The sequence below is a fragment of the Lachnoclostridium sp. genome (genome assembly GCF_031997925.1).
Taxonomy (GTDB): Bacteria; Bacillota; Clostridia; order Lachnospirales; family Lachnospiraceae; genus Lachnoclostridium.
The window spans coordinates 40456-67149 of the sequence record NZ_DAMADT010000011.1 but is presented as its reverse complement, the minus strand read 5'-3'; the positions used below and the strand labels follow the sequence as shown (position 1 = coordinate 67149).

Below are 26694 nucleotides of genomic sequence, written 5' to 3'. Positions count from 1 at the left end.
CTAATAAAGATGTAGGAACTGTTTATGATCACTTAAAGCGAGCTATAAACTTCTCTATGGAGCGTCTTGGTGCACATAATATGCCTGCTGGACTTCACGCCGATTGGAACGATTGTTTGCGACTTGGTAAAAAAGGAGAATCTTCCTTCGTCGCACTACAGTTATATTATGCTATGACCGTAATTCGCGCATTTGCTAAGGAAAAAGATGATGATGAATATCTCGCTTATTTAGATAAAGTGCAATTACAACTTGGAGAAACTATTCAAAAGTATTGTTGGGAAGAAGATCGTTTTATCCGTGGATTTAAAGAAGATGGTCAAGTAATTGGTTCTAAGAAGGATCCAGAAGCAAATATGTGGTTAAATCCACAATCTTGGTCAGTAATCAGTGGTCTAGCTACCAAGGACCAAGCTGAAAAAGCATTAGAAAGTGTTCATCGTGAGCTAAATACAGCATATGGCTGCCGCTTAATGGCTCCATCCTATGTTGACCATGCATTTGACGGTGCTCTTGCTATCCTATTTAATAAATCAACCAAAGAAAATGGTGGTATCTTCTCGCAGCCACAAGGTTGGATCATCCTTGCAGAATCCTTAATGGGTCATGGTAATCGCGCTTATCAGTACTTTAAGGAAAGTTCTCCATCTTCTCAGAATGATAATGCAGATGTTCGTGTTCTTGAACCATATGTTCATGGACAATTTACTGAGTCGGTTGATAGCCCATTTGAAGGTCGTTCCCATGTGCACTGGTTGACAGGAACAGCATCAACCGTGATGGTTGGTTGCGTTGAAGGTATCTTAGGTATTCGTCCTGACTTCGATGGATTATTGCTCTCTCCATCCATACCATCCACTTGGAAAGAGGTTACAATTACTAAGATCTTCCGCAATAAAAAGTTAAATATTACGGTGCAGAACTTAGATGGTGTAGAAAGTGGTTACCGTGAATGTTACTTAAACGGAACAAATCTTTCCTCAAATTACATTCCTGCGGACTCACTATCTGAAGAAAATGAAGTTTTATTAGTAATGTAGCATATATTGGTTATTTCCATAATCCCACTTCATTTTATAAGTGGTAATTAAATCAAATTGTTAGTTTACCCCTATTCTATTTTTGCTTGTATTGAATATAATTCAGTGAAAAGAAAAGATAGGGGTAATCATATGAATATGGATATTATTACATTAGAAGAATGTGAACAACAATATGAATTTAATCAATGTACTACGATTATTAACAATGGTCATATTGATGGTTTTGAAGTAGACGAGTCTCAATCTCTCAATACCATTTATGTCTTACATACTCCCCTTTCTTAATTTTTCGCATAGTTTTTGTAAAAATGTAAATACTACGGACAAAAAGGAAAGGAGATTTTTCTCATGGAAAGTTCTAAAAATAGTAAAGCAACTCCAACCAAAAGAACAGCTTCCAATTGTTCAAACAATGTAGGTTTTACCAAGTCCAATGCCAAACAAGTCTATAAAAATAAGTCAATGCATAATGACTATTTTGAAGACAAAGAGGAAATCGACGAAGTTTATGACTCCGAAGATTATTATTAGAAGAAACCTATCTATATCCCCTTTGCGACCCGTTCTTACCTAAGATAAAAAAGACAATCAGCCCAAAACTGATTGTCTTTTTTTATATCTTATATCATATGAAATGAGATCACTATCGAAAGCAATATGATTATCGCTAGTTTCATTAATACGCAATATGCGACTCAAATTTAGATATTTGATCTTTTCTTCCGATAACTACGATAGCATCTCCTTCTTTTAAAACAGTATCTGGAGACACTTCTATTGTAGTGAGATTGCCATGCTCTAATGCAATAATATTTAGATTATAGTTTTTACGAACATCGATATCGGAGATTGTTTTACCAATAATTTTATGAGTAACTTGTATCTCTGATACTGTGATATCACCATTTAATTCAATAAAATCTAGAGCTTTGGAATATACCAAACGATTTGCTAATCGAATTGCCATATCTCTCTCTGGATAGATAACTTCAGCACCTAACTTTTCTAATACTTTACCTTGGTCTGGACTAAATGCCTTGGCTATTACACGTGGTACACCCATGTTAATAACATGAAGTGTGGTTAAAATACTGGTATCAACTTTTTCACCGATACAAACAACAACTGTCTCGCAGTTTTGAATACCCGTCTCTTCTAATACTTCAGATGTCAAAGCTCCTGCAACAAAAGCCTCTTGAACTAATCCACGTATTTGTTTAATAGTTTCCTCATTATTGTCGATTACCATTACTTCTTTTCCGGCACTTGCTAAAGTTTCTGCCAAAGCATATCCAAATCTACCTAACCCAATAATACCAAACTCAATTGGTGAACGATTACTTTTCATATTCCTCCCTAACAGAAACCTGTCTGTTAAATCTGTCATTTTCATTTTCCTAAATCCTTATCCTCATCACATTATTTTTATCCTATAATTAAGCTTTCCTCTGAATAGCTTACACTAGGCTTATCTTTATGTGACCAAAGGGTAGCTATCGTCATAGGTCCAAGCCTACCGATAAACATTGTTAAAATTAAAATAATTTTTGATAAATCTTTTAAATTTGGTGTAATACCTGTAGATAAACCTACCGTTCCAAACGCACTTGTAACTTCATATAAATTTTGAATAAAGCTGAAATTAGGTTCTATAAAACACAATAGTAACGTATTTAAACATACCAAACCCATTGCTAACAAAAATAATACAAATGATTTTGAAATAACATCACTTGGAACCCTACGCTTAAACGCTGTACAGTGCTTGTTTTTGGCAGTACTATATAGGCTTTTTATTAATGTATAAAATGTAGTTGTCTTTATACCACCACCAGTGGAACCAGGTGAAGCACCGATAAACATTAAAATAATTAAGATAAATAAACCTGCATTTGTAAAATTACCTGTATTAAAGGTACTAAATCCAGCAGTTCTTGCTGATGTGCTCATAAAAAAGGCACCCAGCCAAGTAATATCCTCTGTAATATATAAAAGTACGGTACCTACTGATAATAAAATACCAGTCATTAAAAGTACAACCTTGGAATGAAGACTTAATTTACGAAGAGATCTTTTTTCTACCAGCTCTTTTGTAACAATAAAACCAATACCACCAAAGATAATTAGACCAGCTGTAGTTAAGTTGAGCAATACATTATCTTTATAATTTAAGAGGTTTTGAAAGCCTCCAAGAACATCAAAACCAGAGTTATTAAAACTTGCTACCGAATGGAATAAACTTATTCCCAATGCTTTAATTGGTGAATAGTCTTGTACAAAGACGATAAAGCTTAATATCGTTCCTACCACTTCAAAGCATAAGGTAGTAAATAATACTGCCTTAACAAGTTGCATAATACCCTTAAGAGAGTTTAAGTTCATCGATTCTCTCATGAGTACTCTTCCCTTAATACCAACCTTCTTACCTGCAAATAACAAGATTGCAACACCTAAACTAGTAACCCCTAATCCTCCAATCTGAATTAGTAGACCTACAACGGTGCGACCAAATATATTAAAGGTATCTGCTGTATCGACAGCAATTAATCCGGTTACACAAACCGCACTTGTTGAAGTAAATAAAGCATCTATAAATCTAACATTTACTCCATCATTTGCAGATATTGGGAGCCACAAAATTATTGCTCCAATCAAAATAACACTTGCAAACCCTAATGATATTAATCTTCCAGGGCTTACCCTTTTTAGCAGTTTCATTTTCTACCCCTTGATGTAAAATAATTATGAATTTTTTAATACTATACTTTCCATTAAATTTGTTGTTACATAACCAAGACTTAATTCTATCACTGTCGATATAAAAAGTCCATAAAGACCTTTACCGACTCATTACCATTGATACTTAAGCCTACTTATAAAGCAATTGCTGCTCCAGAGATTCCTGCAATTAACGCATAACTCTCATTCATTTGTATTCCAAAGTATGATGCTGCTGTTACCCAGATAGCCACAGTAAATAAAGCTACACGTAGAGCAACCAGGGCATCCAAAGACCCCCCCTCAAATCTACTATATTATAAATAGCTTATGCTACGGCCTTATTCACCATAATCATTACTAACACACCCAAAAAATAAAAACTGCTGCATTATGATCACTTTGTTTAGTGATAACAATCTTGTTGATAACAAGTTGCAATTGCATTCGGGGCATCAGTCCAACCATTTACTAATATTACTACTAATGTTAATAATACTGTTATAAATAGCGCTGGATTACTCGTAATCTGTATTAAAAAATCAGATAACGAAACGCTCATGAACTTTCCCCCTTTGAATAATTTCAATCACATATTACCATTCGTACAAAATAAAACAATATAGTATATTGATTTTTAACAAATTCTTTACAACTATTTTTCGTTCCTATACCATTTCTGTTAATAAATAGTAAATATTACTTAATAAATAAGAATTTCTTCTTATTTAAATAGTTTATCAATATGCTTGCAAAAATACTTCCCAGTCTCTTAGGTAGGAGATGGATCTTATATCATATCTTATATATTATCCCTAATTGAATCCTTTATTTCACCTTTATTATCTTAATGACAAATCTTTCGTTTTTTTGTGCTATTTTAGCATATTTTTCTTGATTCTATGTCCTATGAATTATATAATTAGAGTATTGTATAGAAGCCAATAATTTAGTGTTTCTACGATACAAAAATAAGGAGAAAGTGGAGGATGTTATGGAATTTTTACTGTCCGGAATAACCGCCATTCGTTGGGAAGAATATTTAATGTTTCTCATTGGTGGTATTCTAATCTATCTAGCAATTCGTAAAAACTATGAACCCGCGCTCTTATTACCAATGGGATTTGGCGCAATCCTTGTTAATCTACCAGCAACTGGTGTACTTAACCAAACCTATGAAGGAATTGGTAACGTAAACGGTATCATTGAATGGTTGTTTCATGTAGGAATCGAAACTTCCGAAGTACTTCCAATTTTACTTTTTATTGGTATTGGTGCAATGATTGATTTTGGGCCTCTTTTATCAAATCCGAAAATGTTTCTTTTTGGCGGTGCTGCACAATTCGGAATCTTCTTAACAATGACATTAGCAGCTATGCTCGGATTCAATCTTAATGACTGTGCATCTATTGGTATTATAGGTGCAGCTGATGGACCTACTTCTATTTTAGTGTCCCAAGTATTAAAATCTCAGTACATAGGAGCTATAGCCGTCGCCGCCTATTCTTACATGGCTTTAGTCCCAATCGTTCAACCTTTCGCAATAAAACTTGTTACAACCAAGAAAGAACGTATGATTCGTATGCAATACAATCCTGCTTCTATCTCAAAACGTGCACGAATTCTGTTTCCGATTATCGTAACTGTAATTGCTGGTTTAATTGCTCCATCGTCTGTTTCTCTCGTAGGTTTCCTAATGTTCGGTAACCTTTTAAGGGAATGTGGCGTATTAAACTCTTTATCCGATACAGCTCAGAACGTTCTTGCAAACTTAATTACATTATTACTTGGAATAACAATATCATTTAGTATGAAAGCAGACGCATTCGTAAATGTTCAAACTGCTTTAATCATGGGACTTGGATTATTTGCTTTCGTATTTGATACCATTGGTGGAGTATTATTTGCAAAATTCCTAAACCTATTTTTAAAGAATAAAATTAATCCAATGGTAGGTGGAGCTGGAATCTCAGCATTCCCAATGTCAGCACGTGTAATACAAAAGATGGGTATCAAAGAAGACCCATCCAACCACTTGTTAATGCATGCAGTCGGAGCAAATGTTGCAGGTCAGATTGGTTCCGTTCTAGCTGGTGGTATTATCTTAAACCTTTTATTACATTAAAGACGTAAAGTTCTTTGAAAGGAGTATGTACATGGACTTAGAAACTGTATTTTTAACCTTAGAAATCATGTGGAAAGGCATGTTTAGTATTTTTATAGCAATGCTAATTATCGCTGGTATTGTTGTTATTCTTCAGAAAATTCCGGATAAGAAAGAGAATAAATAAGTAGTAAATTGATTCAAAAAAAGGGTGATGCATCTTAGTGTATTTTTACTACATGATGATCACCCTTTTCTAAATTTAAATTATTATTTCTACTAATTCTACTTAGTGTAATGTTTTTGATATGAACTTTTCGTTATCATAAACTAGGAAAAGATACTAAGAAAATTTATCTCTTCATAATTTAAAGAACAGTTTTCCATAGACCATGTATGTTACAGTACTCAAATACTTCGATTACTTCTTCATCTTCTGTTAATGCGAATACAACCTTTGGCTCACTGCCTGGTGTTAAGCTCTTTCTTTGACCACCCTGATTCGTTCTTAAATATACCCACATGATAAAGTGTTCTTCAACCATTGGATGAGGTACATTACCAACGCTTACATAAACTAAATTATCCTTTACTTCCACTACTGGAACATGTTTTTCCTGTGCACCATCGGTTGTATTGGCAACTAACTCAGTCATCTTTTTTCCACAACATACAACTGGAACACCTGCATCCTCAATCATACCGATAATGTTTCCACAATGCTCACAAATAAAAAATTTTTGCTCATTACTCATACGTATTCTCCTCTCTAAAAACAACGTCCTTCTTTTTGCTTTCTACAGTCCGGATTCGTTCCGCCTGGTTGGCAAAAGTAACATATTTCATTTATCAAAGGCTCATTATGAAAATAAGCTCTAAGATTCTCAATCGTAGTCTCAGCAATGTTACTTAACGCTTCATTCGTCAAGAAACCTTGATGAGATGTTATAATGACATTTGGCAGACCCACCAATAATGATAGCACATCATCCTTTGGTATGGTATCCGAATTATCCTCAAAAAATAAATCGGATTCTTCTTCGTATACATCAAGTCCGGCACCAGAGATCCTCTCTTCTTTCAGAGCGGCTAATAATGCTTCACTATCAATCAATGCACCTCTTGATGTATTTATAATGACAGCATCTTGTTTCATTAATTTTAAGGTATCGGCATTAATCATGTGTTTTGATTCTTCCGTCAATGGACAATGTAACGATATTACATCACTTTCAGAAAAAAGCGTCTCAAGACTAACATACTCTATATCTTTGCTCTGATCTGGATATAAATCATATGCCAGTACACGCATACCAAACCCTTTACAAATATCAATAAATACTTTTCCAATTTTACCTGTACCAACGACTCCTATCGTTTTTTTATAAAGGTCAAACCCAATTAATCCTTTTAAACTAAAGTTATAATCTCTTGTTCTAATATAGGCACGATGGATTTTACGGTTTAAACATAATAACAAAGCCATTGCATGTTCTGCAACAGCATGTGGGGAATATCCGGGTACACGCACTACTGCTATTTTATTGTAAGCCTCTTTAAAGTCAATGTTGTTATATCCAGCACAACGCATTGCAATTACTTTAATTCCTAGCTGATACAATTCATCAATCGTCTCTTTGTCTATCGAATCATTCACAAAAGCTATAACAGCTTGGCAACCATGAGCTAACTTTGCAGTATCTACGTTTAACTTATTTTCATAATATTTAATTTGAAATTCACCATTGTTCTTACGATCAAACCATTCCTTATCATAGGATTTGGTGTCAAAACATGCTACTCTTATCAAAATATTTCTCCTTTATTCATACCAAGGAAAAGTCGCAAAGCGTGCTTTTTCTTGTTTAATATGTAGTAATATTTTGAGCTATGAATCTACAGCTATTCTCTATATGTAATAATATTTTGCTATGAATCCATAGCTTTTCTCTCTATGTTGAAACTATATCTATGACAGATAGTGATTTCCATCTGTCATAGATCAGTTTATGTATTTATTTTTAGTGTTTCCCCGATTTATTTGTAGCCTTTGAAGTTGATTTGCTGGTGCTAGCACCTGCCTTATTCTTTTCGTTCTTTCCTGCAACTGCTTTTCCTACTGGACCCATAGCTTTTCCACTATCCTTACCCATAACTCACCTCCAGATACATATTGGTATAACTTTTCTCATTCCTATATTTATAGGAATTTCCTATATTTATAGGAATTTCATATATCCTAATGGAATTTCATATGTAAGCAACCAAAACAAATTATCTAAAGTATTTATATCTGTTATATTATAGATACCAGTTTTTGTCAATGGATATTAGTAGTACTTTTTTGCTTGTCCCACTGTATAAATGACAACATTCTACAAATTAATATTGATATAACAAGGATCATGGTTATTTTCTAGTATAACTTTATCGTAGCCTTTTATGCTTTTATTATAGGAGATTTTATGCTTTTGTCTATAGTAGGCTTTTGCTTTTGTTTATAGTAGGTTTTATGCTTTTATTTATACTAGGTTTTATGCTTTTGTTTATAGTAAGCTTTATTCTTTTGTTTATACTAGGTTTTATGCTTTTGTTTATACTTGGCTTTATGCTTTTGTTTATAGTAAGCTTTATTCTTTTGTTTATACTACGGTTTATGCTTTTGTTTATAGTAGGCTTTATGCTTTTGTTTATAGTAAGCTTTATGCTTTTGTTTATACTAGGTTTTATGCTTTTGTTTATACTTGGCTTTATGCTTTTGTTTATACTAGGGTTTTATACTTTTGTTTATAGTAGATTTGTCACTTTTGTCTATAGCAGATTTTTATACATTTAAAAGGAATGCATAATAGTATGAACCTAGTAAGAAAAACCATCATATCATAACTTCAGCTTAATATCATTATATTGTTCCATAATTTTAAAGCGTAATTAGCTGTTAGAAATGAGTTCTTCCCATTCTTCATAAACAGCTTCTAATTCTTTTTCAATATTTTGCTTTTCTAAGAAAATATCTTCCAGATATTTTATATCTGAGTTATACATATTCATTTCGTTCTCCAGAGCTTTTAGTTTTATCTCCATCTTTTCTATGGTTTCTTCAATCAGCGCTAAATGTTTAGTTCTCTGCGCATCTGCATTCTTGGAGCGAATCGAATCATCTGATTTCTTAATTTGAACCACTTTATTTGATTCAACTTTGAGATTATTTATGACGCTTATACTGTTATCTTTTTTCTTCTTAACAGCTTCCAGATAATAGTTATAATCACCATCATAGGTGTTGATCTCGTAATCTTCAATCTCAATAATTTTATCTGCCACCTTATTGATAAAATACCTATCATGGGAAACAAAAAGCAAAGTTCCCTCATATTCTGCTAGAGTTTCCTCTAATACCTCCCTTGAATCAATATCTAAGTGATTGGTCGGTTCATCTAAAATCATAAAATTGACTTTTTCAAAAGTTAAGGAGCATAGTTTTAGCCTACTTTTCTCACCGCCAGATAAAATTTTAATTTTTTTATTGACATCTTCTTTAAAGAATAGTACTCTGGCTAACTGCCCTCTGGCCATCTCATTCGTAATATTATGCAACCGCGAAAAGTACTCTAGTATTGTCTGTTCTTCGTCTTCAAACCTTACATGTTGAGGAAGATAACCAATCTTTACTTGAGAACCAAGTTTTATGGTACCGGCATCCGCATCTAATTCACCTAAAATCATCTTTAGAAATGTTGATTTTCCACTGCCGTTTTTCCCAATAATACAGGCACTGTCCTGATAGAATATATTTAGATTAATATTCTTAATTAATGTTTTCTCTTCAAAAGATTTGCTGATATCTTCTACCTCAAGGACTAATTTCCCGGTTCTATTCACGATATCTTGATCGAATCGAACTTTCTTTGAATCGAGAACAGGGCGTCCCAGAACTTCCATCTTTTCTAGTCTTTTTTCAAGCTCCTTCGCTCGTTTAAACATCTTATCACTATCTCGCATTTCACCCCAAATTCGGTATCGTTTTATTTGGTTTTCCATTTGCTCTATTTTCTTTTGCTGGTTTTGATAATTCTTATAATCGATAAGAAATCTTCTTTCTTTTTCTATCACAAAGTAGCTGTAATTACCGTAATAAATATTAGCTCTGCTATATTCCAATTCAACCACTTTATTCACAACACTATCCAAAAAGTATCTGTCATGAGATATGATTAACACGGAACCTTTATACTCTTTTAAAAACCCTTCCAGCCAGCCAATTGTTTCTAGATCCAGATGGTTGGTGGGTTCATCAAGCAGTAATATATCCGGTTCCTCTAAGAGTATTTTAGCTAAGATAACTCTGGTCTTCTCTCCTCCGCTTAAATTGTTAAAGGACAACTCTTTTAGATTATCAGTAATTTGTAATCCTTCTGTTATCTTATTGATTCTGGTTTCTAACTCATAACCACCATCTAATTCATATTGTTCAGATAAACTCCCGTATTGGTGGATTGCTTTCTCTAATTCGGTTCCTTTTAAATTTTCAAACTGTATTTCTAATTGATTCATCTGATTCTTAATGATGGATATTTGCTCAAAAGCCGCGCGAATAACTTCTATGGTTTTTATCTCCTTATCATATATAGGAATTTGATTCAAATATCCAATCTTTGCTCCCTTGCGAAGATGAATGTCACCTTCCTGATAATCTTCTAAGCACATCATGATTTTTAATATGGTTGTTTTTCCACATCCATTCTGACCGATTAAACCTATTCTCTCCCCGGTTTTTATGTCAAATGTAATGTTTTCGAATATTTTCGTTGCACCGTAATATTTTGTTAAGTTGTTAATTCCTAATTCTATCATGCTAACCTCCTAAAGACGCAAAAAACCCAAAGCCAATAAGCTTTGGGTTCATTTCATATTTTATAATGATTTTACATCATTCTATATCATGATTTATATCATTTTATTATGAATATTCCAAAATTCCTATATGGATTCTCGTAAATCTATTAAATTTGGACGCACTTATCCCCTTAACGAAAAATAATGCTATCATAATAGATTCTAATTTTGTCCATTTAAGAATTTCACTCATTTCAAAATATACCTTTCAAAATATAAGTAATCATAATTAAGTCCCTCAATAAGAGCTAAGTCAATAATACACGTCTTTATATGACGTTGATTTAGCATTTAACATATTGCTATCATAAGTGATATTTCTATTTAAGTCAAGTAGCTATATGAGACTCATACATTTAATAATATGTAACATTAGTAAAAAAACCATGCATCTTGATATGCATGGTTAAAAGTAAGTTTATCTTAAAAGTAGGTTATGCTAATCGTATATTCACTCTAATGGTAGAATTATGGTATCAAATGCCGGAATATCCTTTGTATATGTTTTTCCCTTAATAGTAACAGATGATTTTTGTAAGGTATCGCTATTATTAATCATAACTAGGATCTTATCTTTCTCATAATAAGCACATTCCGTATATAGATTATCGGTAATTCCTTCTTGGCAGAAGGATTCTCCTGCTGCATATAATAAAATATGAAGAAGCGTTCTAGCATTCTTAATGGAGTGCTCATAGGAAGAAAGATAGATTCCTCGACCTTTTCCAAATTCATAAGAAGTTATAACTGGTATTCCATTCTCTTCCTTTAAAACTTTTGCTAAGCCATCTGTAAGATAAATGTTTCTCTTAGCCTTTGGTCCGCATTCCGTAAATTCTAATTCTTCTACTGGTTCTGTCATAAAACTATAACGGCCGTGGGAAACGCGGTCACCTAGATCCATATCAACGCCGAGTATGTGTGCCATTCTAAAAAGTGTATCATAACCAGTAATGGCACTTGGTTCATTCACCCCGATAAATGCATTTCCTTCATAAACAAATCTCGTTAAGCGTTCTATTATCTCTTGATCCTCCCAAGCATTACCCCCGCTCCATGCAGACCCAAAAGTCCCTGCATTTATTACAACGTCAACATCCTCAAGGGCACCTTGCTTGATATCCTCGAAGCTAATAAATTTAACGTCAAACGGAAGTCCGGATAAGCTTTCATTGATGTGAATTAAGTCATGCATATATGTCTCATGAAAATGTCCGGATAATGTCCAAGAACGTAGTGTTCCCCAGCTATGAAGTACCGCAATACGTGGCTTTAGAACCATTGGTTTTCCTGAATTATGAAGTTCCTTGATTCGACGGAACTCATTTGCAATCTTTTCTATATAGTCTGTAAAATCTGGGAAGTCCTCGACTAAGTGAAGATAACCTCCCAAACCAATTCGATCAATTGGTTCCCTTAGCAATGCTCTTCTTACACTAATCCAGTAATTCTTTGCATCGAGTGTTGGATTACCACCTTCCATAAATGTAGGGGCTCCACCAAGACCAACTGGGAATAAATATGGATGAAGCCTTAATTCATGGGTATTTACTTTAGCTCCAGCACATAACCTAACTTCAAATCCTGAAAATACACATTTAATTAAGCCGTCAAAACCGAATTTCTCAAAGTTTTTATGATAAGGTTCAACACCTACCCAACTATCGTCATAAAATACATAAGCTAATTTTCCATAGTTATGTACAATGTCAATTAATTTCTTACCAAAGTCCACTACGAAATTATTAATAAATTCCATCCAATCAAGCTTATGTTTATCTGCAGGCATATGAGTAACATGGAACTTCCCTTGATGAATAAAATCTTCTGCAGTAAGTGCATATCCATACTTTTCTTCAAATAACTTTAGTGCTTGCGGACTTACTGTAAAATCATAGGATGCCCAATCAGAAAATAGATAACGATTTTTTTCATTACTTCCCCACATCCAGACGAAGTTATAGAACATAGAAGTAAATCTAACAACCGTTGTCTGTTCATGATTTTTACACCAATCATCCATCCAAGTAAGTAAATACTCCTGAGTTTCCATATGTATTGGATCAATTTGCATCAAGTGTTCTTTGTTCCAATTGTTTGTCGTATGGTTATACATTGAGATTTCTTCCCAGATACGGTAAGCCATAAAACTAACTGTATATTTATGCCATGGGCAAATACCTGTTAAAACTATGGTTTGATTTAGTGGATGATAACTCCATTTCTCATTCTCAAGATGGGTTTCTGTCGTTCTATCATATACCTCCCAGTACTTTATGGATTCATCACTATCATTTAATAAGAATTGCTCTTTAAAAAAGCCTTCCATTAAATCAATTGTTAAAGTATCTGAATTAGCTACTACAGGACTTGTGACAAGAAAAGTCTGTTGTAATTTGTCCATATTGGCTTTTGCCCAAGCGTTATGGTCTCGTATTAAACAGATGGTGGAATAGATTCCGTATCCAGCATTTAAAATATCATCTGATAGCTCAGTTCCATCACTATCACGAATAACATCAGCTCCCCATCTTTTAGCAAGTTCTAATGTAAGCTCCTCAAACCCAGCTTCTCCGGGGAGCGTGAATCCACCTTTGGTAATCTCATTTTGTTGTTCCACGTTAATTCTCCTTATCTATGAATGATAGGACTGTCGCAATGATCTGTGAATATATTCGAGGAAAAGTACGCTTCACGTACTTTTCCTTTTCATAAATCATGCGATAGCCCTAGTTCACTAAAATAATTTCTGGCTATCGTCCACAAGTGCGGATAAGAACGAAAGTGCCAAACCTTGACCCCATCCCTGCATCCAGGTCTTAGGTACATTACGGTAACCTTCTCTGTCTTTCATTACTGCTGTCCCGCCAGAAACATTAAGTACTCTACCATCTTCTGATATGTTCTTAAGAATCCCACCAAGTGCTTTTTGAATATATTTGGTGTGAAGTGGATTTTGATTTGTAACCATTGCTGCTGCGATTCCGCAGCTTGCAGATACTTCTTCATAGGACTCTTCATCATCAAGAATTGTTCTCCACAAGCCATCATTTGTCTGTAGGAGTTTAAGAGCTGCTAGTTGGTCACGTAGTGCGCAGTCAATTTCCATATAGTTTGGATATAAATATGGTTCAGGAAGTCTTTTACTAACCTGTGACATTGTATAAGCTGCCCAAGCATTGGCACGACCCCAATAAAATCCTGACATATGATCTTTATTAATATTGTTATAACCATGATACCAAAGACTTGTACTTGGCTCCTGTAAATACTGGATATGCCAATAATACTGATTAAGAGCATCATCGATCATATCTGCATCCTTTAATTTCACGCCTACACGTAATAAGAAAAATGCTGCCATAAATAAAGTATCTGCCCATGCTTGTTCTGGGAAATCATTATTAACGGATACTGTATGTTGAAGAACATTATCACCAAAACGTAATGCTTTATTGCGAATATAATCAACCTTACTCATGACAATATCCCAATATTTTTCATCGTTTGTTGCTTCGTATAAAGTAATCATACAGTGTCCCATTGCACAGGTATTTACTGTCCAATTAGGTAGTCCAAGTGCAATGTATTCATCTGTCCATTCTTTTAATAAATTGATATATTCTTCATTCTTTGTAACGCGATAAGCCTCACTGATTCCGTAGTAAGCAACCCCACAAGGCCAATCCCATGTCATATCCATTGTCATCGTTTTTTTCACAACACGGTCAATTACTTGCAATAAATTATCTTTATCGTACTCGATTTTTAACATATTAATCTCCATTCTGCCACCGTATTACAAATTTGGACGGCTGCACAAATTTGCCCTGTGAAAAATCCTGGATTTTTCACATTACTTTACTATTCATTTTATGATACCACATAACCCCCCTGCAAAAACAGGAGGGTTACATGGTATTTTGAACTTATTACTTTTTCCTTTGTTCTCTCCATAAGTAACTTTTCTAACTAAATAGTTTTTGGATACCTACTTTTTTCTTTTCAGTATTCTTTTTATTTTATCGGGTGTACATGATACCTTTCCTTCTCTTTTGCCTCTAGATACAATCTCTTTTGTTTTTACTTATTCTTACTTTAGTAAATATCATATCTTCTTCCTAAGTATTTTTATATGATACGTTTTCCTGATAAGTACTTTTTATCAATATTTTCTTCGTAAGTATTTTATTTCAATATTTTCTTCGTAAGTATTTTATTTCAATATTATCTTCGTAGCATTTTATTTCAATATTATCTTCGTAAGTATTTTACAAAAAACATCTTATCCTACGTAGATTCGTATATAATCAATTTTTTTGGAGTATTTCTAAATAAAATCCTAGTTGTATCCACCAGTAGCGATAGCTGCCTGTTTCTCATCAAGAATTGTCTGATATCCAGCTGCTAAGTAATCTTCACAAGCTTTCTTATATACATTTTCAAAATCAGCTTCAGGAGCCATAGCACATTTTACATAAAGTTCTTTAAAAAGATCATTTAAATCAGACTTAAATTCTGCAACAGACTGAATAGTATCTAAGAAAATTGCATCTGGAGTCATGTACTCTAAATTAGCAACATAATCGTTATAGGAATCTTCGATAATATACTCAAATCCTACTGGAGCCCAGTTAGCAATATTAGCTTTGTAGTTTAAATCTTCATTTGCGTATTGTGCACTTTCTACTACTAAACACCAATAATCTTTATTGTTGTTATTAGAAAGTTTAGATTCTCCTGCAAAGTCTGGATTCTTAACTGCCAAACCGTCTTCACTTACAGTATAGTTTTGACCTTCAATACCATTTTGGAAGAAGAATAAGTTATTTGGCTGACTTAACCATTCAAGATACATCCATATAGCAGCTCTTTCTTCTTCTGTAGTAGTAGAATTGATACCCATAATCATACCAAATGGCCAGTAACCACGTTGCTGTGGAACACCACCTTCTGAAACGTTAGCAGCGATTGGTAATAAGGAAACCTTTGCTTCTGGATTGTTTGCTAGAAGGGAAGTTAAAACATCAGTAGAGCTTGAGATATAGAAACTATATACACCGCTGTTACCAGAAACGAAGTCTGCTTTTGTTGAAGCATCATCTGTATTTAAGTAGAACTCTTTGTCAATTAAGTTGTTGTTATATTGATAGTTTAAGTTCTTTAAAAACTTATGTGTTGGTTCCCAAGGTAATGCAGCAATGGAAAGATCGGAATATAATGCTCTCTCATCTGCATCGATTGGCCAGGTACGGAAGAAATAATCATAAATGAAGTTGTTCTGGAGTAAAGTACCTCCACCATTTCCAAGACCTGCATCTCTCCAAGCAGCATATAATTCATTTAATTCAGTTAAGTTAGTAGGCATAGTCTTACCAACTTTATCAATCCAGTCTTGTCTAATTAAAGTAACCCAGTTATAAGCAGTTGGTCTGGATGCAAAGAAGAATACCTTCTCACCGTTAATTGTACCATAAGCATCAATCGTAGCTCCAAGGTTCTTATAGTATGTAGGAGCATAGTTAGCAATTTCATCGTAGTTTAATTCTTGCATAGCGCCTTCATCGTAGTATGCAATTGCCTGTGGCATATCATAATGGAAAATGATATCAGGTGCTGTACCAGCAGCTAACATTTGTGTATAGTCAGTTACCTCTGTTGATCTACCAATAGCTACAAATTCAACTGTGACATTATACTTATCACCAAATTCTTTTTGTACCCACTGAGTATAATAGTTGTTTGTTGGATTCCATCCTTCAAAAGCTCTGTCATAAACAGGAATTTGAATGGTTACATTTTTTTCGAATCCATTAGAGTAATCCTTAAATGCACTATCTGGAGCTTTTGTTGAATCTGTAGACCCTTGATTATTATCAGCTGCCTTTGTAGGTGCTGTAGTAGGGTCATTCTTGGATCCAGTTGATTTGTCTTTGCTGCCGCAACCTGCTAACAATGCTGTAGACATAGCAAGAGTTAAAGCGAGTGCTGCTGCTTTTTTCATTGACTTTCTCATAATTGTACCTCCCTTTTTAAAATACATTTATATAGCATCCGGAGCACCCGGAAAACTATCAACCTTTTACAGAACCAATCATAGTACCTTGCACAAAGAACTTCTGTACGAAAGGATAAATACAGATGATTGGTAACGTTGCAAACATAATACATGCTGCTTTTAAAACTTCTGGATTTGTAATCTGAGCTGCACCTTCCGATGCTGCCTGTAAAGACTCTGTAGCTGATACGACTAAGTAATACATTTTTAATTGCAGAGGTCTTAAGGATACATCCTGTTTTATATAGAACAATGCATCTTGATATGCGTTCCAACGACCTACTGCGTAGAATAAAGATAATGTTGCAAGAATCGGTTTTGATAATGGCACAACAATCTTTCTAAGAATTTGAAATTGTGTTGCTCCATCCAAATGAGCTGATTCAATCAAACTGTCCGGTATCGTACTTTGTAAGGATGTCTTCATAATTAAAAAGTTATATGGACTGAATGCTAATGGTAAAATTAACACTGCCCAAGTATCTAAAAGTCCTAAATTATTTATCAATAAATATTCAGGAATGATACCTGCGGAGAAATACATCGTAAACATAAACAAGAAAGTAAAGAAAGAACGTCCTTTTAAGCCTTTTCTTGATAACGGATATGCAGCGCATAAGGTAATAATAATACCAAGTATTGTAAATAATATGGTTACTACTACGGAAACATAAAAGGATCTTAGTATACTAGTATCTGCAAATACCTTCTTATACGCTGTTAACGTAAAATCTTTTGGGAGTAAAAATACCTTATTAGCAATTACATAAGCTTCATTACTTACGGATTTTGCAAAAACATGTAGAAATGGTAATACACAAGTAAGTGCGGTTAATACCAAAATAAGGTGGATGATAAATGCTGCTATTTTGTCACTAATTTTATTTTTAACTAATTTTTTATCTAATTTTTTTGATTGTAATTTTGCTTCCATCTGCTCTCCTCCTTATAACAATCCATCTTCGCCAAGTTTCTTTGCAATTCGATCCGAAATAAGAACAAGTGCAAGGCCAATCACGGATTGGAATAAACCGATGGCTGTTGCCTCACTGTATTTACCATTTGATAAGCCTAAGCGGTAAACAAGGATAGGAATCGTTGTTGTATATTTTGGAGTAGCTACATTCATAAGTGCATAAACATTTTCAAAAGAACCTGCCATAATCTTACCTAAGTTCATAATAAGTAGAGTAACAATGGTACTTCTGATACATGGAAGTGTAACATGTTTAATTTTTCCCCAGCGACCTGCTCCATCAACAGTAGCAGCTTCATATAGTTCTGGATTAACACTTGTAATGGCTGCTAGGTAAATAATCGTTCCCCATCCCATTGTTTGCCATACGTTAATAATTACGTAAGATACTAGCCAGTGAGTATCTTCTTGTAAAAACGGTATTCTAGAACCCCCCATTGATGCAATAATGTTATTAACTACACCACTTTCCTGACCAAAAATCTGGTAAGCCATTGCACCAATAATAACGAAGGATAAGAAATGAGGTAAATAAATTAAGGTTTGTGTTACTTTCTTAAAGTATTTATTCTTGACTTCATTTAATAAAAGAGCTAATATTATTGGCATTGGAAATCCAAATATTAAGGTTAATACATTAAGTAACAAAGTATTTCGAACAGCAGTACCAAAGTTTCTCATTGAAAATACTTTGCGGAAAATATCAAATCCTACCCATTCACTACCACCAAAGCCTTTTAATATCTTATAATCCTTAAATGCTATGGTTAATCCGAAATAAGAACCATATTTAAAGACTAAGGCAAATGCTAATGGTACTAATAGCAATACATATAATTGCCAATCTTTCTTTATGTAATGAAAAATGCCCCTCTTTGTCATTTGTAAAGGAACTACACTGTTGCTTCTCTTATTTGCCTTGGCAAATTTCACAAATACCATCTCCTTCTGTTTGTTGTTTTGTGCGTTTTTTCATTTAGCATACTCACACTATAAACTGGTATAAGACCTTTGTAAATAATCACTTTTGATACTATGTATCGTTTTTGACTATTCAAAAAAACCTTGTTTTAATAGTGTTTGAACGTATCAACAAGAAAATGATACAATTTTTTATCTATAAATAGACATGTCCAAATTACCAAATCAAGACTTTTAAGTATCAAATGTGATGGCTAAAATCAAAAAAAATATCCATAAAACCAATCTAACAGCTTGGATTTATGGATATTCTGCACAAATAAAACTATTGAATTATTTTACATTATTCTTAAAGTCACTCGGAGACACTCCTTCGTACTTCTTAAAGAAACGATTCAAGCTCTGTACATTACGGTATCCAACTTCTGTTGCTATCTGAGTAAGGCTCAAATCCGCGTGACGTAATAATCGTTTTGCCTCATCAATACGTAAAAGATTCACATTATCTATCAAACTGTTACCCGTGTCCTCTCGTATCACTTTTCTCATATACGAATAACTAATACCAATTTGATCAGCAAGATCTTCAAATACGATTTCCTCTTTATAGTGTTTTCTTAAATACTTAATGATTTGTTCTGAACTTTTCTCTGATGTATCTTCATGAAAACTCTTTATATAATCTGTAATGGATACAAAAACCTTTCCAAAATAAGCTTCTATATCCTCTAGGGTATCCATTCCACCAATCAATTGATATAAATTAGTGTTATTTCCAAAAACCTTACTGGAATTAATATTGTGTTCCATCATGAATTTTACGGTAGCGCCTGCTAATTGATTTAAAATCAGAAGTAAATTTTCATATGAAATTTCTTCTTTCTTTTTGATATCTTCAAAAAGATTGGTAAGCTCTGCCCTCGCACTCTCCGCATCACCCGATGATAGCAAGTTTAGTATCTTTTTTTCGCTATTATAAGAATAGGAATATTTGTTACTCTCTTTTTTTTGTGGATTCCAGAAAATAATTTGATTTCGACCCACAATAATACGGCGCTTGATAGCTTCTAGTGCTTCAACATGGCATTCATTAATGAGTTCAAACCCGTTATGTACGGTGGAAACTCCAACCGTTACGGTATTTTCAAAGATACGCTGTGCTTCTTGACGTATAACGGTTAAAATATTAAATAGCTCTCTTGAAACTTTTACATAATCATAAGATTTCAGGTTTATAATGATAGCCATCATACCCGCACCATCTCGCATTGATTCAACATGATACCCTTCAGAAAATACCCTTTTTATCTTTTCTTGCAGGGCAAAACGTTGAATACCTCGCTTATCTTTTCCTGTCGTCTCTAAATAACGTTTCGTATTGTCAATTGAAAGTATTGCTACCATATAATGATTGTATGGAAATACTTTTTCAACATTTTCAATTTCTTTTTGATTAATAACTTCTCCAGTTAATAAATTATGAAGAAGTAAGTTTCTAGCTTCCTCTTCCTTTTCCCTTAAAAGATGATGCAATTCACCCTCCTGCTCCTGTATTTTTTCAATTGCACCACTTAAAAAAGAAAGTTCGTTTTTTACTCCAAGTCCCTCCATACCATTGAGCTGTTTCACATTTTGAACCAGCTTTCTCATTGGTTTAGAAAACTCTCTTGCTAATACAACTACCACAATAGTCCCAAGAGCAATAATAATTGATATAAATATGGTATATCCATTACGCACACTATCTGATTTACTCATCAGCGTATCCATATTATAGGTATTAATATAAATCCACTGGAATTGCGGTGATTTTTTATAGGTTAATAAGATTGCGCGATCTGTGTCTTTTTGATACTTGTAACCAGTAGTGATACCGTTTGCTAAAGACTCTTTTATGATTTCCATATCCTCAAACTTTTTAAGAAACTTAGAGCTATCTTTATTCGATATAATCGTACCATCTGGTATTACCAATATTCCCTGCGCGTCATTTGAATTGATACTTGACAGTAACATTTCATTTAATCGTTGTGCATCAACATTTACAACAATCGTACCTTTTGTTGATGTCGTGAGTTTATTTAAGCGATAAACATAAGAAATGACATTTCTCATTTCTCCAGCCATCTTATCATTTGCCAGTTCAGAGACAGTTGCAGTATTATAGGTTCTTGGGTACCATAATCCAGCAGAACCCTGTGCTTTTAAATCCATTTCATCAATCCATGAAATATCTTCGTAAGCCTGCTTTTTAACAACACCTCGGTTCGTTGAGATAACGTAGTCAGCACCATCAAGGCAAAAATAGATAGAGCTAACTATTCTGTTGTTGTTTTGAATCTCTCTCATCTGGTCATAAATACCGGTGGCAACTTTGATTTTACTGTATTCAGAGTTTAGCGTTTTATATGTAGTAATGTTTTTTAATCCATTAAATTCATTGGTTCCAACCATTTGTAATATGTTCTTTACAATATTCATCAAGATCGCTTCGCTATAAGAACTGCTCGTATCAATTTGAGCCATAGCTGAGTTTGCAATTTCTTCTTCAGAATACTTCATCATTTGCACATTGCTGTAATATCCGGTAATTACTGTTGGTATTAGAAACAATAATAACAAGATAAAAATTAATTGAATTACGATCGGAATTCGTTTCATTGCATCCTCCGAAATTATATTTTCTTATGTAAATTAACTAATATGGCATCTTACTCCCGTATATATTTGTCGATTATGCATAGTGTATCTAATTTCATTTAAGATTGCAAGCAAAATTATTTGGTTATTTTCCCCTAAACCTGTTTTTGTATATAAAATAGATTTCTTTTCATCTTATTGACAGAATCTTCCATAGTTTCTTTTTTTTCTAGAATCCAAGAAAACTCCTTCTGTGTAATACTACTCTTTGTACAAATATCAATAGCGATAGAGTGTTCCAATAGTTCAACCAAATTAGAATAAAATCGAAAAACTTGTTTTATAAACAAATAATGTTTTTCATATGGTGTATTGGATAGCTTTAAAATAGATTCTAAGGTAACAGTTCCTGGATATTGTCTTATCGCAATCTGTGCTGCTATGTGTTTTGCTACCAAGAAGGCATGAATCCCTTCTGTTTCTGGTAAAATAATCTCATTTATATTAATTTTGAGATCGATTAATACATCAAGATAAAGCTTAAGTTTTGTTATTATCTCTGATATTTTTATAATTTCCTCTAAGTATTCTTGTTTTTGTAATGCTACCATATCTCGCAGTTTTTTAAGATCTTGATTTCCTACCTCTAATTTTTTCTTATTGCTTGTCCATTCATAAAGAAATTTAGTAACTATATCATTCGAATCTTTCTTGTACTTTGATAAACGCTTTTTAGCTATAAGATAGGTACGTTTAATTTCATTATCTTTCCAGTCCTTCGTAACCGAATTATCTGTTAAAAGCACCGTATAATTTGGTTTTTTACTTGGACTTCCAAACTCTTCTAATTCTTGATATAGCTGATTAATGTATGGAGCCAAATAAGCAGTTCTAATATTATCAATCGCTAATAATAACTGTTGGCATTCTTTCTTTTTCATTTCATAATCAGCCAATAGTTGCTCTCTCTCTTTTTGATAAGTTCGGTAGATCGAATCCATTGTACTCGATAGTTCTAGTACAGAATCATTTTTTATTATACTATCAACATTAAGCATGGTATTGCCCTCCCATATATTCTTTGTAAGAATCTGGTTTGGTTAAATCTTTTACTGCGACAATCTCACCATGTCGAACAAGATACTGATATTGGTCCGAAACTGTTATAAGATACTCCTCCCGTACACCAAAGGCACGTACTTCTCCTTGATTTATTGGAAGTTTCAGATTCACCATATTCAGTGCCTTTTTCTTTGTTCTGCTTACAAGGATCAAAATCACGCATAATGTTATTAAACTTACTATAATACCAGCACTTGCATAATATATCCACATAATACTTCCTCCTCCAAACGAATGAATTCGTAACTTTATTATATGAAATTTAGGATTTTATGTCAATTCATACATATTTTTACTCTAATAATTTTGTATAAGTAGTTTGCTAAAGAAGAAATGCCCTTATATAAAAAAATAATCTTTAATAGAGATTCATGTAAACTCTCTATTAAAGATTATTTTTATATAGAAGACATAATTTCTTTTATATCAACATGTTGTTATCTACGATAAAATCTTCGTTTTATTATAGCAGCAAATATTAGACCTATGCCAGGTATAACAATAACATCACCGATTCTCGTATATATCGTTTTATGGTTATAAAATTTGATTTCTCCTCGTAGAGTTGTACCAATCAATGCATCTACTCTTTTTATAACTTCACCTTTTTCATTAATGATGGAAGTTAGACCAGTATTGCTCGCACGCACAACATACCTTCCATTTTCTACTGCTCGAAGGATAGACTGTGAATGGTGCTGATAAAGTGCAGCAGAATCTCCAAACCAAGAATCATTGCTAAGTACAGCAAGCAACTGCGCTCCATTCTTAACACTTTCTCTTGATATCTTCGGAAATATCGATTCATAACATATTATTCCACCAACATCTCCATATTCCGTTTCCACTGGAAAAGTTTCTGTTCCGGGTGTTTGAGATAACTCCTCCATTAACATAAACGTAACGTCAGGAGAAATTCTACTAAAAATCTTTGAAAATGGTAGGTACTCACCAAATGGTACTAATTTTTGCTTATAATATGGATTTTTTGATATACCTTCCTTAGTTACTACATACATTGCATTATAGCAAATGTATTCACCCTCTACTTCTTTACGGTTAAAAGTTCCAAGCACAATACTAATATTATGTTTCTCACTTAATGTCATTAACTGTTTTTGCTCTTCATAAGCTTCTTCAATATAAATGGGTACCGCGCTTTCTGGCCAAAATACAAGTCTTGTATTCTCTGTGACATTATCTTCAGTTAAATCAATGTAATCCGCTAGAATCTGAACTGTTGAAGTCTGCCATTTATTAATACCAGGATGATTTCCCTGTACTAATAGCACTTCAATAGCCTCAGAGTTTTCATCATCAAAGGATTTGTTCCCTCTAATGGCTCCAAATAAAAGATTTCCAACCAGTATTACTCCAATAAAAATATATGCAGTTAGATTCATTAGTTCTTTTTCCCAACTATATCTTTCTGTTGCTATATGAAAAATACCAAAATAATGATTACTCGCTTTCACAATACCGAAGGCAAATCCACCATTTATTAATATCAATAAGAAGGAAATAAATAATCCACCAAATACAGAAGCAGACTGGATAAATAATGGCCAAGGTGTTACTGATAGGGATAATCTTGCCCATGGAAACGCCACAATTCCAAGAAATTCTTGTAACCATTCTGCAAGTATATAAAGACATGCAATTATTACGATATCCCATGCCGTACCAGTACGTAAATGTCGAAAAGAAAGTAAGGAAATATATAACCCAAACCCGTTTGTAAAACAATGATAAGAATAGCTAAACTAAGTAGAAAAACTGGTGTAGTCCCATCAAACGGCATAGCAGAAGATAAATGATAAAGCCAATATAACACCAAACCATAATAAAATAGAGAATAGGAAAAAATAGCGATTGGCTGTAGCTTTTTTAGTTCCACCTTGTTGTTTTGCAAGAATACTAGAAATAGCGGTATCAAAGAAAAAAAGCATAAAAACCATGCTCTTCCTTCTAAAAATGCATAAGCAGTTAATATTCCCGATAACATACTATAGAGAAAAGTCTGCATTTTAGGAGAGTATTTCAATCCATTCATATAAATCCTCTATTCTGTCGTAATCCTTCTAATTTGGTCAACAGCACAAATTAGAATTACAACCATCGCTTTATTGTTCTTACGAATTTGCTTCCATCCACAGACAAGCTTTATTCAAGTTCTTGGCTCTTTTCTCAGAAATTCGCACCTTTTACAATAATAATTTCTCCCATTCTTACCAAAATTATGTGAACTGTAATAGGAACAACTATATAAAACGAAATGAATTATTTACATAAACGCCATCCACCACTATGACGAACGATTTTCCTCTCTTGCTTTAGTTTTTTCACAATTCCCTCAATAACATCATGGAACATTTTTGTTCGTCTCGGGTATCCTAATTGCTCCGCCATTATTTTACTAATTTCATCTAAAGTAATTTCCTTATTTACACGGATAATAGATAAAACTCCCGCACATAGCTCGCACTCTGGAATACTCTCTATCTCTCTCCTGCCATTCTCAGGTGAATGAATACGGAGATTATATTCTGTAATATCCTCTTTTTGTAATACTCCTTCTTTTAAAACAAATCCATCCTTTAAATAATTTTCTAAATAAGAGTTAATACTTTCCTTTAGTTTTGCAGTAATTCTTTTTTGATCTAATAACTTTACAACTCTTTTTTGAAAAATTTCCTCTTTCATCGGATGTTCTTCTAGAAGAATAGCTTCGCAAACTGTCCATATATGATCATTGGTAAGTTCATTTCCTTCTTCTACTTGAAGTTTAATTGCCTCAGTATAGAGTGAAAATCCATATCGGTTCGTTTCTTTTACGGAAGCTAAATATTGTTTTACTTCTTCCCAATCGGTTAAGTTCTTCCGATAATGTCCGCCAAATGCATCCTCAATCTTTTCTTGATTCGTCAAAAGCCATTCTTCTTTTTGTTTGATCCGCTCAATTTGCTGAAAATATTTCCTGAGTTCATCTATTGTTAATCCTTCTCCTCTTTTATAGGCTAAGGAATGAATGTATTCTAAATCGTTAATGAGTAACTGATAATTATCTTTTAATTTCGTAAATAAGTCGAAAGCTTCTGTAACGGAAAGCTCTATCATCTGAAGAGATTTTGGTAATGGAATATCCCCTAATTTATTCAGACCTTCTATATTCTCTTGTTTTATAAATGTCTCGATTAAGTCATAAAGTTTTCTAATGCCATTCTCTTGTAAGAGTTCCTTAATAAAACTCATCGGAAGCTCTATTGAAAACATGTGGATAAAACGATAAATTGAATTATATTCTTTTCTTAAACTAGAGAACGTGGTCTCTTCTTTATGATAATTCTCACCTAATAAACTAAAAACTTTACTATATTCATCCTCTAACCATGCTTTACACTCGTGATAGATAAGAAGGTTATGATATAGAACTTCGTATTCCTGTTCATTTAAAAGTTCTATATCTTCTATAAATAAAGAACGGAATTGCTTCTTTTGCTTCCAATAAAAACTATGAAGGAAACGAAGGCCTCCCTTCTTTACAATCTGGAAGCGTTCTACTAAAGGTAGGGTTTCCTTTAAAAATATCTCTTCTTTCCAGACCTTTCCGAGTCGTTTCATTGATTTTATATAATCCTCAACTTTTGTTTGCGCTAAATCAATCATCTCTATAATAGCATCATAATTTGCTTCTACAAACCATGCTGCGGTTGGCCTTGTATTAATATCAATTTGCATGGATAGATCTAAAAAGTTTATTAGATTACCAATTGTATAAAAAGTTAGATGATAGTGTTCTTTCATCTTACGAGATATGTTATCTAACATAACTAACTGTTGATATCCATTCTCTATCTCAAAAGATATTTGCTTTAGTAATTGTAATAAGTCGCTTACATTAGTCTGCGACATTTGATTATGTAGCTCATTTTTTATAGAATATAATATTTCTTGATATTCCTTTTGAAAACGATCACGTATATTTATCATATCAAGCGATAATATATCTGACTTAAACTTTGTTAATACTTGATTACGTTCACGTTCTAAACTTACTGTAACGTATTTTACATCATTATAAAAATGTGCATCTTGTTCTGAAATATTGTAATTTAGTAACTTAATCTCGTTTGTCATTTGGTTTCCCCAGTGCTTTATTTTCCATTTACCTTTGGTAAGTTATCTAAGGTAGTTTACTATGGTAAGTTAATCAAAA

Annotated in this window: 24 protein-coding genes; 5 read left to right on the top strand and 19 right to left on the bottom strand. The window is 33.3% G+C overall.

The genetic code is table 11. The annotated features are described in order from the left end of the window. The 3 genes from RTP52_RS09460 to RTP52_RS09450 form a co-directional block, all read left to right on the top strand. A partial coding sequence (locus RTP52_RS09460; RefSeq protein WP_331661268.1) for a GH36-type glycosyl hydrolase domain-containing protein occupies positions 1 to 1040 on the top strand: 1040 nt, incomplete at its 5' end. Positions 1041 to 1172: 132 nt separating this feature from the next. Further along, positions 1173 to 1328, top strand: a complete 156-nt coding sequence (locus RTP52_RS09455; RefSeq protein ID WP_312104830.1) for a hypothetical protein — start codon at positions 1173 to 1175, stop codon at positions 1326 to 1328. A 63-nt stretch (positions 1329 to 1391) separates the two neighbouring features. After that, complete coding sequence (locus tag RTP52_RS09450) at positions 1392 to 1574, top strand: hypothetical protein (RefSeq protein WP_312104833.1); 183 nt, start codon at positions 1392 to 1394, stop codon at positions 1572 to 1574. Between the two features lie 145 nt (positions 1575 to 1719). Here the strand turns inward: RTP52_RS09450 and RTP52_RS09445 are convergent, their stop codons facing one another. From RTP52_RS09445 to RTP52_RS09430, 4 genes are all read right to left on the bottom strand, one after another. Then, positions 1720 to 2391: a potassium channel family protein gene (locus RTP52_RS09445; protein WP_312104836.1), complete on the bottom strand. Its 672-nt coding sequence runs from the start codon at positions 2389 to 2391 to the stop codon at positions 1720 to 1722. A gap of 77 nt (positions 2392 to 2468) precedes the next feature. Further along, positions 2469 to 3761 (bottom strand): TrkH family potassium uptake protein, encoded by a 1293-nt coding sequence (locus RTP52_RS09440; RefSeq protein ID WP_312104838.1) that lies wholly within the window; start codon positions 3759 to 3761, stop codon positions 2469 to 2471. 155 nt (positions 3762 to 3916) lie between these two features. Next, the gene (locus tag RTP52_RS09435; RefSeq protein ID WP_312104840.1) at positions 3917 to 4054 is read right to left on the bottom strand and encodes a hypothetical protein; all 138 of its coding nucleotides are present in this window, start codon (positions 4052 to 4054) and stop codon (positions 3917 to 3919) included. 113 nt (positions 4055 to 4167) lie between these two features. Further along, the gene (locus RTP52_RS09430) at positions 4168 to 4323 is read right to left on the bottom strand and encodes a hypothetical protein (protein ID WP_312104843.1); all 156 of its coding nucleotides are present in this window, start codon (positions 4321 to 4323) and stop codon (positions 4168 to 4170) included. 432 nt (positions 4324 to 4755) lie between these two features. Between RTP52_RS09430 and RTP52_RS09425 the strand changes: the two genes are divergently transcribed. Both RTP52_RS09425 and RTP52_RS09420 read left to right on the top strand, forming a co-directional pair. Beyond that, positions 4756 to 5886, top strand: a complete 1131-nt coding sequence (locus RTP52_RS09425) for a sodium ion-translocating decarboxylase subunit beta (RefSeq protein WP_312104846.1) — start codon at positions 4756 to 4758, stop codon at positions 5884 to 5886. A 31-nt stretch (positions 5887 to 5917) separates the two neighbouring features. Continuing rightward, positions 5918 to 6052, top strand: a complete 135-nt coding sequence (locus RTP52_RS09420; RefSeq protein WP_312104848.1) for a hypothetical protein — start codon at positions 5918 to 5920, stop codon at positions 6050 to 6052. A gap of 181 nt (positions 6053 to 6233) precedes the next feature. Here the strand turns inward: RTP52_RS09420 and RTP52_RS09415 are convergent, their stop codons facing one another. The 15 genes from RTP52_RS09415 to RTP52_RS09345 form a co-directional block, all read right to left on the bottom strand. Next, a complete protein-coding gene (locus tag RTP52_RS09415; RefSeq protein ID WP_312104850.1) occupies positions 6234 to 6620 on the bottom strand; it encodes a desulfoferrodoxin family protein in 387 nt (128 codons plus the stop codon). Between the two features lie 14 nt (positions 6621 to 6634). Continuing rightward, positions 6635 to 7675 (bottom strand): 2-hydroxyacid dehydrogenase, encoded by a 1041-nt coding sequence (locus tag RTP52_RS09410; RefSeq protein ID WP_331661265.1) that lies wholly within the window; start codon positions 7673 to 7675, stop codon positions 6635 to 6637. Positions 7676 to 7886: 211 nt separating this feature from the next. Next, positions 7887 to 8018, bottom strand: coding sequence for a hypothetical protein (locus tag RTP52_RS09405; RefSeq protein WP_312104853.1), 132 nt, complete (start codon positions 8016 to 8018; stop codon positions 7887 to 7889). Positions 8019 to 8796: 778 nt separating this feature from the next. Beyond that, positions 8797 to 10719 (bottom strand): ribosomal protection-like ABC-F family protein, encoded by a 1923-nt coding sequence (gene abc-f / locus RTP52_RS09400; RefSeq protein ID WP_312370797.1) that lies wholly within the window; start codon positions 10717 to 10719, stop codon positions 8797 to 8799. Positions 10720 to 11212: 493 nt separating this feature from the next. Beyond that, positions 11213 to 13381, bottom strand: coding sequence for a 1,3-beta-galactosyl-N-acetylhexosamine phosphorylase (gene gnpA / locus RTP52_RS09395; protein ID WP_312370795.1), 2169 nt, complete (start codon positions 13379 to 13381; stop codon positions 11213 to 11215). 117 nt (positions 13382 to 13498) lie between these two features. After that, a complete protein-coding gene (locus RTP52_RS09390) occupies positions 13499 to 14536 on the bottom strand; it encodes a glycoside hydrolase family 88/105 protein (protein WP_312370792.1) in 1038 nt (345 codons plus the stop codon). A gap of 567 nt (positions 14537 to 15103) precedes the next feature. Then, entirely contained in the window at positions 15104 to 16777 is a 1674-nt protein-coding gene (locus tag RTP52_RS09385) for an extracellular solute-binding protein (RefSeq protein ID WP_312103711.1), read from the bottom strand. 58 nt (positions 16778 to 16835) lie between these two features. Then, a complete protein-coding gene (locus tag RTP52_RS09380; RefSeq protein WP_312370789.1) occupies positions 16836 to 17753 on the bottom strand; it encodes a carbohydrate ABC transporter permease in 918 nt (305 codons plus the stop codon). 12 nt (positions 17754 to 17765) lie between these two features. Then, positions 17766 to 18737: an ABC transporter permease gene (locus RTP52_RS09375; RefSeq protein ID WP_312370788.1), complete on the bottom strand. Its 972-nt coding sequence runs from the start codon at positions 18735 to 18737 to the stop codon at positions 17766 to 17768. A 312-nt stretch (positions 18738 to 19049) separates the two neighbouring features. After that, positions 19050 to 21377, bottom strand: coding sequence for an AraC family transcriptional regulator (locus tag RTP52_RS09370; RefSeq protein ID WP_312370787.1), 2328 nt, complete (start codon positions 21375 to 21377; stop codon positions 19050 to 19052). Positions 21378 to 21511: 134 nt separating this feature from the next. Next, positions 21512 to 22414, bottom strand: coding sequence for a hypothetical protein (locus RTP52_RS09365; RefSeq protein ID WP_312370786.1), 903 nt, complete (start codon positions 22412 to 22414; stop codon positions 21512 to 21514). Next, entirely contained in the window at positions 22407 to 22691 is a 285-nt protein-coding gene (locus tag RTP52_RS09360) for a hypothetical protein (protein ID WP_312103723.1), read from the bottom strand. The genes RTP52_RS09365 and RTP52_RS09360 overlap by 8 nt, the downstream gene beginning before the upstream one ends. 224 nt (positions 22692 to 22915) lie before the next feature. After that, complete coding sequence (gene lnt, locus RTP52_RS09355) at positions 22916 to 24148, bottom strand: apolipoprotein N-acyltransferase (protein WP_312370887.1); 1233 nt, start codon at positions 24146 to 24148, stop codon at positions 22916 to 22918. Further along, a complete protein-coding gene (locus RTP52_RS09350; RefSeq protein WP_312370785.1) occupies positions 24142 to 24531 on the bottom strand; it encodes a hypothetical protein in 390 nt (129 codons plus the stop codon). Before RTP52_RS09350 ends, lnt begins: the two co-directional genes overlap by 7 nt. Positions 24532 to 24758: 227 nt before the next feature. Then, positions 24759 to 26615: a hypothetical protein gene (locus tag RTP52_RS09345; RefSeq protein ID WP_312370784.1), complete on the bottom strand. Its 1857-nt coding sequence runs from the start codon at positions 26613 to 26615 to the stop codon at positions 24759 to 24761. Between the last annotated feature and the right edge of the window lie 79 nt (positions 26616 to 26694).